We start from the raw sequence: 11,805 nt of genomic DNA, 5'->3' as shown, positions 1-11,805 counted from the left end.
AGGGGGCCTGCGGCCGAGCCGGCGGGCCGGCCGGCTCGGTCGCAGGATCGGCGCCCGGTACCGGGCGGGCGGTGCCGGGCGGGCGGTGCCGGGCGGGCGCTCAGCCCGCGAGTCGTCGGGCCTGCCGGACCGCGTCGGACAGCTGCCGGACCTCCGGGTCCTCGGTCCGCTCGGCCAGTCGGGCGGTGATCTCCGACAGCCTGCCCAGGCCGACCGCGCCCGGGACCGGATCCCAGCCGCCTCCCCGCTCGCGCAGCGCCGAGGCCAGGTACGCCGCCGCGGCCGTGACCTGGAAGCGGGGCGCGGCCTGCTCCCAGCCTCCGCCGGTCAGCGCGGAGGCCTCCACCCGGCCGGACTCCTCGTGCGGGGCCCGGCCCTCGGGGTCGAGCCACCGGACCGTGGCGGTGGCCACGTGTCCGGACGCGCCCGGCCTCAGCCGCACCGCGTACAGCGCGGTCACCGTGTGGCCCGCGCCGACCTCGCCGCCGTCGACGGAGTCGTCGCGGAAGGCGTCGTCGGCCACGCGCCGGTTGTCGTATCCGATCAGGCGGAAGCGTTCGACGTTGCGCGGGTCGAAGGAGACCTGGGCCTTGGCGTCGCGGGCTCGCAGTTCGACCTGTGCGGGCAGCTCGTCGCAGAAGACCCTGCGGGCCTCTTCCTCGTCGGAGACGTAGACGGTGTGCCCGTCGCCCTTGTCGACCAGCCGTTCCATGAACGAGTCGTTGTAGTCGCTGCCCACGCCGACCCCGAAGAGGGTGATGCCGTGGTCGCGGCGGGCTCCGTCGATCCGCTTCAGCAGGGCGTCGGCCGAGGTGGCGCCGGTGTTGGCGAGGGCGTCGGACAGCAGGACGACGCGGTTGGTGGCGCCGGCCCGGCGGCCTTCGACGGCGGTGTCGTAGCCGCGGGTGACGCCCGCCTCCACGTTGGTGGAGTCGGTGGGGCGCAGTCGGGTGACGGCGTCGTGCACGCGCTTGCGGTTGCCGTCCAGGCGGGTCATCGGGAGCCGGGTCTCGGCCTCGCCGCTGAAGGCGACGATGGCGACCGAGTCGTCGCCGCGGAGCTGGTCGGTCATCAGGTCCAGGGACTTCCGGACCAGGTCGAGGCGGCCGGGTTCGGCCATCGAACCGGAGATGTCGACGACGAAGGTGAGGGCGGCGGGCGGGCGCCGGTCGTGGCCCGTGCCGGTCCGCGTGGCGAGTCCGACGCGCATCAGGGACCAGTCCGCGGCGTCGGTGCGAGCGCCGTCGACGGTCACGGAGAAGCCGTTGCCGTCCGGCTGCCGGTAGTCCTGGCGGAAGCTGTTGACGAACTCCTCCGGGCGGACGGTCGCGGGGTCGGGGAGGTTGCCGTCGGCGAGGGTCCGGCGGGCGTAGCCCCAGCTCGCGGTGTCCACGTCGAGGGCGAAGGTGGAGAGGTAGTCCGCGGGCGGTGCCTCGGTGCGGCGACCGTCGTCCTCGCCCTGCGCCGCTGCGTCGGCACGGTCGGCGGTGCCGGGCCCGCTCTGGGCCGGGGCGGGGTTGCCGCCCTGGCTGCGCCGAGCACTGTCGTGGGAGGTGCCGCCGCTGCGGTCGTAGCCGCTGCCGGAGGCGCTGCACCCGGAGAGCAGCACCGCCCCGGCGGCGAGGACGGCGAGCACGGCGGGTCCCGCCGGGCGGCGGCTGCGGTTGCGGTTGCGGTTGCGGTTGCGGCCGCGGCCTGGCTTGCGCAACGTCATGGTGTCCCCCTTAGGACGATCGCTGTCTGCGAATGTGACGTCCGGGAAGGGGAGTTGGAACCGACGAAGGTGTTGCGAACGCGTCTCGAACGGGCAACGGCGTGCGGAATGTCAAGCTCTGGCGGAGATCGGGACACGATGACGTCGCGGAGTACAACCCCGGAGGCGTGGGCGGCTACCAGGCGGCGGGGCGGTAGTCCTTGAGGAGCACCGCGTGCAGCGGCCGGCCCGCCTCACCCTCGCGGATGGGGTGGTAGATACGTGCCGCACCGTCGACGACGTCCAGCGGCGGCCTCCATCCCGTCGCCGCGTGTCGGGCGCGGGCCGCTGCGGGCTTCTCGTCCGTGACCCAGCCGGTGTCGACGGAGCAGCAGTGGATTCCGCGCGAGGCCAGAGCGGTGGCGCTGGTGCGGGTGAGCATGTTCAGGGCGGCCTTGGCCATGTTGGTGTGCGGGTGGTCGGGCGACTTGTTGAGGGCGCCGAACTGGCCCTCCACCGCGGAGACGTTGATCAGGTAGCGGGCCGGTCGGGGCGAGGCCTCCATCAGCGGCAGCAGTCGGTCGGCCAGCAGGAACGGGGCGACCACGTTGACGAGTTGCACCTCGATGAGTTCCGCGGCATCGATCTGGCCGAGCTGGAGGGTCCACGAGTTCGCCGGGGCGGTGTCGGGCAGCAGTCCCGCCGCGTCGACAGCGGCGCCGATGCCCGAGGATATGTCGGGTACGGTCGGGGCCGGCGGGCCGCCTGCGGTCAGGGCAGGGCTCGGACTGCCGGGCACGACGAAGCCGGGGGCCACCCAGTGGCGTGCGGGCGGCGGCCCGGCAGTCTCGCCGGCGGCCAGGGCCGCGTAGGTCTCGGGTGCGCGGCGCAGCGTCTGCGCCGCGTTGTTGACGAGGATGTCCAGCGGGCGGGCGCGGGCCAGCTCCTGGTCGGTGAAGGCCAGGACTTGACGTGGGTCCCGCAGGTCGAGCGCGGCGATGGTCAGTCGGTTCCACCAGCGGTCGCGGTCCGGGGCGGCGGCGAAGCGGGCGGCGGCGTCGCGGGGGAAGCGGGTGGTGACCGTCAGGTCGGCGCCGTCACGCAGCAGCATCAGGGCGAGTTCGTGGCCGATCTTGACGCGGCCGCCGGTCAACCGGGCGCGGCGTCCGGTGAGGTCGGTGCGCGCTGTGCGCTGATCGAGGTTGGAGGTGGCGCACGGCAGGCACAGCTGGTGGTAGAAGGGGTGCACTTCGCGGTAGTGGTCTTTGCAGACGTAGCAGCGCTGGCCGCGGCGCAGGGTGCCCAGGGCGGCCGGCCGCTGTGCGGCGGGTGTCGGCACGTCCGCGGACGGCCCGGTGTCGGGTCCGGCTCCGGTGAGCCGCCGCGGGCCGGGCGTCGGGGCGGTGAGGGCTGTGTCCGTGATCCGGTCGCGGGCTCCGGTGGCCGTGGTGGCGAGGAGCGCGGCGTCGACCTCCCGGTCGTGTACGCGTGCTTGGGCCCTGCGGTCGCGCCGGCCGCGCCGGAGGAGGTTCTTGGCGGCTCCTTCGATGCGGCGCCGCTGGGTGTCCTGCGCCGGCAGGTCGGCGGCCTGCTCGAGGAGTTCCAGCAGCTTCGCCACGGACTCGCTGTCCATACACGTCTTCGAATTCACCGCCCCATTCTCGGGGTCGGCCGCATCGTCCCGGTCCACCGGCCCTCCGGGGCGCGGGAAGGCAACCGCCGGGCCGGGGCAGGGCGGTTTGCGCCTCGGGGCATGCGCCCGCAGGCGTCGCCGGCCGCCTGGTTAGGCTCAGCAGCATGGCTGCTGATCACCACCACGCATGCGCGTGCTGCACAGAACACGGGGACGGCCCGCCGCTGTCCTACGGCGCTCCGGCTCCGGCGGTATGGAAGCCCCGGTACTCGCGGCGGCGCGACAGCGAGCTGACCGCCGACCAATGCGTGGTCAAAGGCCGGCACTTCTTCGTGCACGGCCTGATCGAGATACCGGTGCGCGACAGCGGCGACACGTTCGCGTGGGGGGTGTGGGTCTCCTTGAGCGAGGCGAACTTCACCCGGGCGCACGGCCTGTGGAACGATCCGGCGCGCGAGCAGGAGCCCCCGTACTTCGGTTGGCTCTCCACCGAGCTGCCCGTCTATCCGCACTCCACGCTCCACCTCAAGACGCACGTCCACACTCGTGCTGTCGGTCTGCGCCCGCTGGTCGAAGTGGAGCCCACCGACCATCCCCTCGCGATCGAGCAACGCGAGGGCATCACGACCAGCCGGGTGGAGGAGATCGCGGACGTGCTGGCGCGGGGTTGACCGGTCGCGTTCGCCGCTGTCCGGCTGCGTGGGCGGGCCCGTCAGCGCCGGTCCGCTGCCTTCACCCCATGTCGATGACCGCACGAGCGAGTGATTCGGTGGAGCTGCGGGGGCGGGGGGGGAGCTGCTGTGGGAATGCGTCGCGGTCGGTGAACGAGGCGGGTACCCTCCCATCCGCACGAGTGTCCGCTCCGAAGAACTCTTCAGACGTGCGGTGGCCGAAGCCAAACCCAGGAGGAACGCGCATGCCCAGCACCCCGAAGGTCGGGGACGTTCTCGGCGAATTCCGCCTGCCCGGCGGACAACTCGACGGAGAAACGTTCCACCGCGGCGACTACAGCCTCCACGAGCAGCGCGGAAAACCTGTGGTCCTCGCCTTCTACCCCGGCGACGACACGCCGGTCTGCACCGCACAGTTGTGTTCCTACTCCGACGGACTGGAGCAGTTGCAGTCGGCGGGGGCAGCGGTGTGGGGGATCAGCGCCCAGGACGTGGACAGCCACGAGCGGTTCGCCCGGTCGAGGCGGTTGCGGATGCCGCTCCTGTCCGACGCGGACCGGGAGGTGGCGCGGTCCTTCGGTATCACCGCGCCCCTCATCGGGCTGAGGCGTTCGGTGTTCATCGTCGACGCGGCTGGCCGCCTCCATTGGAAGCACGTCACGGCGGTGGGGGCCACCTTCCCGCCGGCCGCGACCCTGGCCGCACAGCTCGCCACCCTGCCCGCCTGAGCCTCAGCGGCGGCCGTCCGCGGGGCGGAGGGGACGTCCCGACGTCCCTCCAGCACCGGGCGGTCCCCCGGCCGGCCTGGGTACCCGTCCTGAAGCGGCCGTGGAGCGGCGGCGGCGACGGCAGCCGGACGGGCAGGGTTGTCACGTCACGAGGTGCAGCGAGGTTCCGGCGATGCCCAGCCGTACGCTCTGGCCCCAGGTCAGCTCCAGGGCGTCGCCTTCCATCCCGTCACCGAACACCACGAGCCGGTCCGACTCCACGGTCAGCTGCAACCCCTGTCCCCGCCCCAGCTCACCGGCGACCCTGGTCGTTCCGGATGTGGGTGAGGGCCAGGCCTCCCGCACGAACCACAGGAGCCTCCGCTCGCAGGGCGCGGGCAGCTCCGCGGGGCTGCCGCGCTCCAGCCACAGGGAACGCAGCCAGCCGGTGGCACCCGTGCCGGTGCCCACCAGCACGCCGGAGGACGCCTGGGCCTCGCCCGGGTCCTCGTCGCCGTCGGAGCCCAGGCGGTAGCGGGCCGTCTGGTGGGCGGGCGAGCCCAGGTAGATCTCGTTCAGGGCGAGGAGGCGCTGCGTGTCGTCGGCGACGGCCTCGACCATGGTCAGCTCCTCCCTCCCGCTCCCGGCGGTGGTCGCCGCGCGCAGCAGGGCGGCCGCGTCGGTGCAGCGGTGACGGACCAGGACCCCCGGGTTGCGCCCGGGGTCGGTGTCGATACCCACCACGGGCTGTCCGTCCAGGTACTTCGCGGTGTTGGCGACCAGGCCGTCCTGGCCGACCACGACCACCACGTCCTCCGGGGCGAACAGGAAGCGGTCCAGGTCCGCCCGCTCCACCCGGGAGGTGCGCCAGGTGAGCGGTACCGCCGCCGTCACCTCCCGCAGCGCGTGCCGCGTGCGCTCGTGACGGCGGAGCACCTCGTCGATCGACCGGCCTCGGCTGGAGAGGAAGAACGCGGCCTGCCCGTGCGTCCCGTGCCGGGCGAGCAGTTCCTCGTACTCGGTCCTGCGGTGCACCAGCACCGCCCGCGGGGCCAGGCTCACTCGCCCGCGCCGCCTTCCGGACGTCCGAGCCTGGTGAAGAGCCCGGTGAGGACGTCGGGCGAGAGCGTGATGCTCTCGATGCGCGGCAGGTTCTCGGCGAGCCGGGTGGCCGCCAGGGCATGCAGCGTGCCCGTGCCGGCTTCGCCGTGCACACGCAGCCAGGCTGCCTGGACCTCGGCGCGCGCCGCCCCCGTCTCACGCTCCGCCTCGGCGTCCGCGCGGGCCAGGCGGACCTTGCGGGCCGCCTCCGTCTCGGTCCGGATGCCGTCCGCAGCCGCCTTCTCCTCGGCTTCGCGGCGGGCGTTGGTGCCGCGCTGGTCGATCAGCTGCTCCTCGCGCCTGGCCAGTTCGATCTGACTGGCCAGCTCGTTCTCGGCGATGGCGCGCTCGCGCTCGACGGCGACGGCCCGCCGCTCGTAGGTGGCCCGGTCCGCCTCCTGCTGGATCTGCTCGCGGGCCGGGGTGCGCAGGGCACGCTCCACCTCGGCCTCGGGGCGGATCGCCACGACCCGCACGGCCACGACGTCGATGCCGGTGGCGGGGAGCCTGGGCTCGGCGGCGAGACCGGCGGCGACGCTCGTCCGCACGGAGGCGACGCCGTCCACGAGGGCGCCGGCCAGCGGGGTCCGGGCCAGTACGTCCAGCGCGTGCTGCTGCGCGGTCTCGGTGAGGAGAGTGGCGATCTGCTCCAGGGGCGCCCCGCGCCAGACCCCGGTGTCCGGGTCGACGGAGAAGTCGAGTCGGGCCGCGGCTTCGGCCGGGTCGCTGATCCGGTAGGTGACGGTGGCCTGCACGGCGACGTCCTGGAAGTCGGACGTGCGGGCGTGGAAGGCCATGGCCAACTCACGGTCGTCGACCGGCACTTCGGACAGCGCCGCCGACAGCGAGCGGTACCAGAAACTGAGCCCCCGCCCGTCATGGACGAGTCGGCCGCGCCGGTGGTGGCGGATGTGGGTGGTGGGCGCGGAGCGCAGATGGCGCCAGCCCAGGCGCCGGGTGATGTCGGCCATGGCGAACCCCCTTCATTTCGTCAACGCGACGATAAGGGAGCGCGGCGATATCGTCAAGGGGACGAAAAGAGAGAGCGGGCGGCAAGACCTCGCGCCGCCACGCGGGTGACCGCGCACTCCACCACGGCCGCGGGCCGGGACGCCCACAGGCGCCGCAAAGCGGCGTACGCAGGGGCGGGCGCAGGGGCGTTGGCAGGGGCGTGCACAGGCACCTTCCCCGGGGGTGCAGGGGGGGTACGCATCAGCGCCGACCTCGGGACGCACGTCGGGCCGCCCCATGGCCGCGCCCCACGGGACCCGCACCCGCTGCCTGCGACCTCGACCGGCACCACCCTCGCCAGGTAGACACCCGGAGGCGACATCACCGTTGCCACAGGGGACCGGATCGAGGACCGTCAGGCTGGGAAGGCGGGCGCCGGACCGGCAGGCCGGTCGAAGTCCGTGGATCCGAGCCGCCGCGAGAGCTTCCCGCGCCGGCCGGCCACCGAAGGCCGGGCAGGCCCGTCCGCGCATCCGGATACCTCCGCACGCGCAGGTGCCGGATTCCGGAGATCGTCCGCAACAAAACTATCTGCTACGGTACTTATGTTGCGTCGGGTCGACCGCGGGGGCCCGCCCGCGTCCGCTGCACTCCGCAAGCCGCCCTGACCGCCCTCCAGTCCACCCACTCCGACCACCGAGGCTGATCTCCATGAGCAACCACACCGCCACTGTCACCACCACCGCTGCCGCTGCCACCACCACCCCGAACGACGGCCCGGCCCCCCGCGCACTCACCGACCAGGAGCTCTCCCAACTGTTGAGCCGGCAGCAGTTCGGCGTACTCGCCAGCGTCAGGAGCACCGGCCACCCGCACCTGTCCACGGTCCTGTACGACTGGAACGCCGAGGAACGTGTACTCCGGGTCTCCTCCACCGCCGACCGCCTCAAGGTCCGCCAACTGCGCCGGGACCCGCATGCCTCACTGCACGTCAGCGGCCCGGACGTATGGTCGTTCGCCGTCGCCGAGGGAGAGGCCGAGATAGCGGACCCGGCTGACGGCGCGGCCCCCGGCGAGCACCCCCTGCCGGACCGGCGCGTGACCATCCTGCTGCGCGTCACCCGCCTGTACGGGACCGCCCTGGACGTCTCCGCCCAGGGCTGAGGACGCACAGCGCTCTGCTCTGACAGCGCCGCTCACACACCTGAGCTGCGATGATGACGGAATGCCAGAGCCAGGGACCACCGCCGTCGTCATCGTTCTGCCCGACGCCGACCCGCTCCTCGATGCGGCGCGGCGCATCGACCCGGCCCTGGTGCGTCCCGGGGTGCCGGCGCACGTCTCGCTCTGCCACCCCTTCCTGCCGCAGTCGGCGCTGAATGGTCAGGACGAGGAGGACGTACGTTCCCTGGCAGCGCGTTTTCCCGCCGCCGACCTGCTGCTGGAGGACATCGTGACGGCATCCGGCTTCATCGCCGTCTCCGTGCCGCAACTCCAGCCGCTCGTCGATGTGTTCCGCGGCCAGTGGCCCGGCCTGCGTCCGTACGGCGGCCGCTTCGGGGCGCGGCCCGCCGCGCATGTGACGGTCGCCCTGGGTGCAGACGACCCGGCGGCCGCCGCCCGCGTTCGCGATGCGGTCGGGAGCCTGCTACCGCTGCGCACCCGTGCGGCGGCGGTCCAGCTCGTCGAGCTGACGCGGGAAGGCTGGCGATCGCGGTTCACCGCGCCGCTCGGCGGCACGGGCGTGGTTGCACGCAGAGGCTGAGGTCGTCGATACCACGCAGCTCTCCCCCGCCCAGGCCGCCCGGCAGATCGCAGGGGCCGTCAGGGGCTGAGAGGACGGGCTGCCGGCCGGTGGCGCATGCTGGTGCGTCGCGGCGGCGGGGAGGTCAGAAGGAGACGTCGAAGTAGTCGATGTCGGTGAACTCGACCCGGAGTTGGTCGGCCCGGGTGCCGCCGTCCTTGAAGTAGACCTCCTGCAGTCCCTCGGCGACGATCCCGCGCAGCTCGCGGTCGTCGGCGCCCCGGACGCGGGCGTCGAACAGTCGCTGGGCGTAGGTGGCGGGGAGGTGCACGGTGAGGCGGCGTACGCGGCCGTCGTCGGTGGTGCCGACGGGGGCCGTGTAGCCGAACCGGGCACGGGTCTCGACCGTGATCCCGGTGCTGGTGGCGGCCTCCTTGCGGCGGCGGCCGCGGACCACGGGCTGCCAGCGGGCGCGTACGGCCGCCTCGATGCGGTCCGCGACGGTCTTGGGCGGGGTCTTGCGGTCGCCCTTGCGGTAGCGCTCCACCGACCGCTGGCTGACCCCCAGCTCCGCGGCGACGGCCTTGGTCGTCCCCAGCCGCTTCAGCAGGAAGTTGATCCTGCCCTTGAGGGTCTTGGGCGGCTGTCTGGTGAAGCCCTCCTGGTCGGCGCGGACGATGGCGTCCTCGATCTCTCCCACAGCGGTTCAGCTCCTCGGCGCGGGGTCCTGGTCATGCTGCTCGATCCGGCAGCCGGCACTATTCGCCGTCGTCGAGGACGGCGTCACCGCCCTTGATGTGGCGGGCGGGGTTGAGGCCCTTCTCCATCAGGTCGACCGCCCACGACATCTCCTGGACCCCTTCCAGCTTGGCCAGGCCGGGGGTCGCGCCGAGGCGGAAGCCGCCCATCAGCGGCTTGCCCGAAGCGTCGTACGGGAGGAAGTCCAGCGGCGACGGACCGGGGCTGGGGTAGACGACGCAGTCGGAGAGGACCGCGAGGGGGTACAGGCCGGTCAGTTTCACCATGTTGGCGAGCTTGCGGTGCATGTTGACGCGGGCCTTGGAGATGACGGCGGCGCGGATGTCGGGGCGCCACGTCGGGCGCTGCATCGCGGGCCACGGGTCGCCGTCGCGGTAGGTGCGGCCCTGGGGGCGTTCGCGGAGCTTGCCGATGCCGCCCTTGACCGTGGCCTTGATCGCCGCGAGGACGGCGGCCATCGCCGGGTCGGCCTGCTGGTGAACTTCCATGGCCTTGAGGAAGTCGGCATCGGTGAGGCCGGCGGTGACGCCGAGGTCGGCGAGGGTGTCGAGGTAGGCGCTCTTCAGCCGGTCGTGCCACGGGTCGAGGTACGCGCCGGTCTCGCGGCGCAGGTAGGCCTCGAACGGCTGGACGTCGTACCCGAGTTCCTGGGCGTAGGCGAGCGTGTGGGTCTGGTACCACGCCGGGCCGGCCGGCCGGGTGCCGTCCGGGGTGAACGGCGACGGCAGGCACGGGTCGAGGTCGATGCCGGAGAGGTCGGCCAGCCAGGAGCCGGGGATCTTCTTGTTGAACACCGGCCGGTGGAAGTGGTCGGGGCCGGACAATCCCACCGTCAGGCGGGCGGCCGCGGCGAGGAAGGCGGTGTTCAGGTCCAGGCCGACCGCATACGGCAGCAGGCACTCCGCGTCGGAGAGGAGGGCGGGGTCGCGGACCCACTGGTAGGCCTCCTCGCTCAGGAACCCCCCGCTCCAGCCGGAGTTCACGACCACGGGGTGTTCGGCGATGGCCTCCGGCGGGGCCGGCGCGAGGGGCTGCGATCCGAGGCTGCCCGGGTTGTGGCCCGACACCCACGTCCCGTTCTCCTGGACGGCCTTCGTGGGCGGGCGCAGAGCGGTCATCAGCTCCAGGCCGGACACGGCGGTGGAACCGCGCGGGGTGATGACCCGCTGGGCGTAGGTGCCGAGGACACGGGCGATGTCGGCCGGATGCATGGCGGCGACGCCCGGCCACGAGCGGGTGTCGAGGGCGTCCCAGGACAGAATCGCGAGCTGCACGCACTGCCGCGCGCTGCCGTCCGCCGCGCGGTAGATCCGCGGCCAGGGGCCGAAACCGCGCTGTGTGAGCTGCCACTTCGCCTTCCCGATCTGCTGCACGACCGGGTGGTCGTCGGCCAGGCGCAGCGAGCGGCGCTCCTCACGGCCCTCCAACCGCTCCGGGAGTCCGAGCTTCACCGCGGCGGAGGCGGTGAGCACGATGAGCGGGTCGGAGTCCTTGCCGTTGCGGTTCAGGCGGGCGGCGCCCAGACCGGATTCCTTCAGCGTCCACTCCACCAACTCGATGAGGGTGGTGGCGGGGCACTCCAGCACGATCCCGTCGACGCCGTACGCGCTGCCGTCGCCGTCCAGCACGGCGAGCGGGCCGTGCGGGAACCGGGGATCGGCTGTCGTGGTGGGGCGCTTGGCGGCCTGCCGCACGGCGTGACGCCGGGGGGTGTGGGGGGTGTGGGGGGCGGGCCGTCCGGCGGCCGCGATGGTGTCCGTGGCCGGCGTCGGCGGGAGGGCGGGGTCCGCGGTGGGGGCCGGAGGCGTGTCCTGTGGCCGCGACGGGGTGGGGGCGGGGGCCGGGTAGCGCTGGGCCAGGCCTTCGAGGAGACGGCGGTAGGCCTGGAGGCGTTCGGGCTTCGGCTCGGCGCGTCCTTCCTCCCAGGCCTGGATGCTGGGGATGCGCACGCCGAGCGCCTGAGCGACGGCGGCCTGGGTCAGCCCGGCCGCTTCCCGCAGACGGACCCGTTCCGCGGGCACCGGGAGGAGGTGGCCGGCTTCCACGGCGGCGAGGAGGGCGTCGACCGCGGCGAGGGGGTCGGAAGGCTGACTGCTCATGAAGGGGTGTCTCCTGCCTGGTCTTACCGGATGCCCTGGCGGATCTCTTCGAGGCGGGTCACCAGGCGCTGGTAACGCTGCGAAGCGGCCTGGGACGACTTCATCCCCTGGTGGCCGGCGATCTCCCGCCATTCCATCCCGCGCCGCCGGGCCTCGATGACGACGTGCGCCTCCAGCCGGTCGAGCGCCGTACGCATGCCCTCGAACACGCCCAGGGCAGCGGCAACGTCCTCGTCCGAAGCACCGCGGGACCGTCCTGCTCCACCGCCGACACCCGCCGTGCCTGCCAACAGCCCCTCCAGGAAGGCGACGTCACGCAGCAGGCCCTCGGCGAGAGCGCCATCGGCCGACGGCCGGCCCGCGGGAGTGGCAGGCCGACGGCCGGCGGTGGTCTCGGTGTCGTCCGACATGACGTCATCCTACTCCAGTGGCCAATGAAACAACGTT

Annotated in this window: 11 protein-coding genes and 1 pseudogene; 5 read left to right on the top strand and 7 right to left on the bottom strand. The window is 73.2% G+C overall.

Annotation, left to right across the window (positions count from 1 at the left end):
• Positions 1–100: 100 nt before the first annotated feature.
• Both AVW11_RS19410 and AVW11_RS19405 read right to left on the bottom strand, forming a co-directional pair.
• Complete coding sequence (locus AVW11_RS19410) at positions 101–1,714, bottom strand: vWA domain-containing protein (protein WP_079250687.1); 1,614 nt, start codon at positions 1,712–1,714, stop codon at positions 101–103.
• A 175-nt stretch (positions 1,715–1,889) separates the two neighbouring features.
• On the bottom strand, positions 1,890–3,326 hold the full coding sequence (locus tag AVW11_RS19405) for an SDR family NAD(P)-dependent oxidoreductase (protein WP_076044943.1): 1,437 nt from the start codon (positions 3,324–3,326) through the stop codon (positions 1,890–1,892).
• 164 nt (positions 3,327–3,490) lie between these two features.
• On the opposite strand from AVW11_RS19405, the gene AVW11_RS19400 reads away from it, so the two are divergent.
• Both AVW11_RS19400 and AVW11_RS19395 read left to right on the top strand, forming a co-directional pair.
• A complete protein-coding gene (locus AVW11_RS19400; RefSeq protein WP_076044941.1) occupies positions 3,491–3,997 on the top strand; it encodes a DUF2199 domain-containing protein in 507 nt (168 codons plus the stop codon).
• Positions 3,998–4,242: 245 nt separating this feature from the next.
• A complete protein-coding gene (locus tag AVW11_RS19395) occupies positions 4,243–4,725 on the top strand; it encodes a peroxiredoxin (RefSeq protein WP_076044939.1) in 483 nt (160 codons plus the stop codon).
• 141 nt (positions 4,726–4,866) lie between these two features.
• Here the strand turns inward: AVW11_RS19395 and AVW11_RS19390 are convergent, their stop codons facing one another.
• Together AVW11_RS19390 and AVW11_RS19385 are read right to left on the bottom strand one after the other, a co-directional pair.
• On the bottom strand, positions 4,867–5,766 hold the full coding sequence (locus AVW11_RS19390) for an inorganic polyphosphate kinase (protein WP_030847898.1): 900 nt from the start codon (positions 5,764–5,766) through the stop codon (positions 4,867–4,869).
• A complete protein-coding gene (locus AVW11_RS19385) occupies positions 5,763–6,776 on the bottom strand; it encodes an SPFH domain-containing protein (RefSeq protein WP_076044937.1) in 1,014 nt (337 codons plus the stop codon). Before AVW11_RS19385 ends, AVW11_RS19390 begins: the two co-directional genes overlap by 4 nt.
• A 691-nt stretch (positions 6,777–7,467) precedes the next feature.
• On the opposite strand from AVW11_RS19385, the gene AVW11_RS19380 reads away from it, so the two are divergent.
• The 3 genes and pseudogenes from AVW11_RS19380 to AVW11_RS38490 form a co-directional block, all read left to right on the top strand.
• A complete protein-coding gene (locus tag AVW11_RS19380) occupies positions 7,468–7,920 on the top strand; it encodes a pyridoxamine 5'-phosphate oxidase family protein (protein ID WP_076044935.1) in 453 nt (150 codons plus the stop codon).
• Positions 7,921–7,981: 61 nt separating this feature from the next.
• On the top strand, positions 7,982–8,521 hold the full coding sequence (locus AVW11_RS19375) for a 2'-5' RNA ligase family protein (protein ID WP_076044933.1): 540 nt from the start codon (positions 7,982–7,984) through the stop codon (positions 8,519–8,521).
• Positions 8,478–8,591, top strand: a pseudogene (locus tag AVW11_RS38490) (ATP-binding protein); the annotation flags it as partial. The gene AVW11_RS19375 and the pseudogene AVW11_RS38490, both read left to right, overlap by 44 nt.
• Before the next feature lie 54 nt (positions 8,592–8,645).
• On the opposite strand, the gene tpg reads toward AVW11_RS38490, so the two are convergent.
• The 3 genes from tpg to AVW11_RS19355 are packed head-to-tail and all read right to left on the bottom strand — an operon-like array spanning position 8,646 to position 11,768.
• Entirely contained in the window at positions 8,646–9,200 is a 555-nt protein-coding gene (gene tpg / locus AVW11_RS19365; protein ID WP_076044931.1) for a telomere-protecting terminal protein Tpg, read from the bottom strand.
• A 58-nt stretch (positions 9,201–9,258) separates the two neighbouring features.
• Positions 9,259–11,358: a telomere-associated protein Tap gene (gene tap, locus AVW11_RS19360; RefSeq protein WP_076044929.1), complete on the bottom strand. Its 2,100-nt coding sequence runs from the start codon at positions 11,356–11,358 to the stop codon at positions 9,259–9,261.
• A gap of 23 nt (positions 11,359–11,381) precedes the next feature.
• Positions 11,382–11,768 carry a hypothetical protein gene (locus AVW11_RS19355; RefSeq protein WP_060178621.1) on the bottom strand — a complete coding sequence of 129 codons (387 nt, stop codon included), beginning with the start codon at positions 11,766–11,768 and terminating at the stop codon, positions 11,382–11,384.
• Positions 11,769–11,805: the final 37 nt, after the last annotated feature.

The sequence above is a fragment of the Streptomyces amritsarensis genome, from assembly GCF_001953875.1.
GTDB classification, from domain to species: Bacteria; Actinomycetota; Actinomycetes; order Streptomycetales; family Streptomycetaceae; genus Streptomyces; species Streptomyces amritsarensis.
This window is presented reverse-complemented; position numbering and strand designations above follow the sequence as displayed.

Excerpts from the sequence above, each read along its gene's own strand:
- AVW11_RS19375 (WP_076044933.1), top strand. The coding sequence starts at position 7,982 with ATGCCAGAGCCAGGGACCACCGCCGTCGTCATCGTTCTGCCCGACGCC.
- AVW11_RS19380 (WP_076044935.1), top strand. The coding sequence starts at position 7,468 with ATGAGCAACCACACCGCCACTGTCACCACCACCGCTGCCGCTGCCACC.
- AVW11_RS19410 (WP_079250687.1), bottom strand. The coding sequence starts at position 1,714 with ATGACGTTGCGCAAGCCAGGCCGCGGCCGCAACCGCAACCGCAACCGC.
- tap (WP_076044929.1), bottom strand. The coding sequence starts at position 11,358 with ATGAGCAGTCAGCCTTCCGACCCCCTCGCCGCGGTCGACGCCCTCCTC.
- AVW11_RS19405 (WP_076044943.1), bottom strand. The coding sequence starts at position 3,326 with ATGGACAGCGAGTCCGTGGCGAAGCTGCTGGAACTCCTCGAGCAGGCC.
- AVW11_RS19355 (WP_060178621.1), bottom strand. The coding sequence starts at position 11,768 with ATGTCGGACGACACCGAGACCACCGCCGGCCGTCGGCCTGCCACTCCC.
- AVW11_RS19400 (WP_076044941.1), top strand. The coding sequence starts at position 3,491 with ATGGCTGCTGATCACCACCACGCATGCGCGTGCTGCACAGAACACGGG.
- AVW11_RS19385 (WP_076044937.1), bottom strand. The coding sequence starts at position 6,776 with ATGGCCGACATCACCCGGCGCCTGGGCTGGCGCCATCTGCGCTCCGCG.
- AVW11_RS19395 (WP_076044939.1), top strand. The coding sequence starts at position 4,243 with ATGCCCAGCACCCCGAAGGTCGGGGACGTTCTCGGCGAATTCCGCCTG.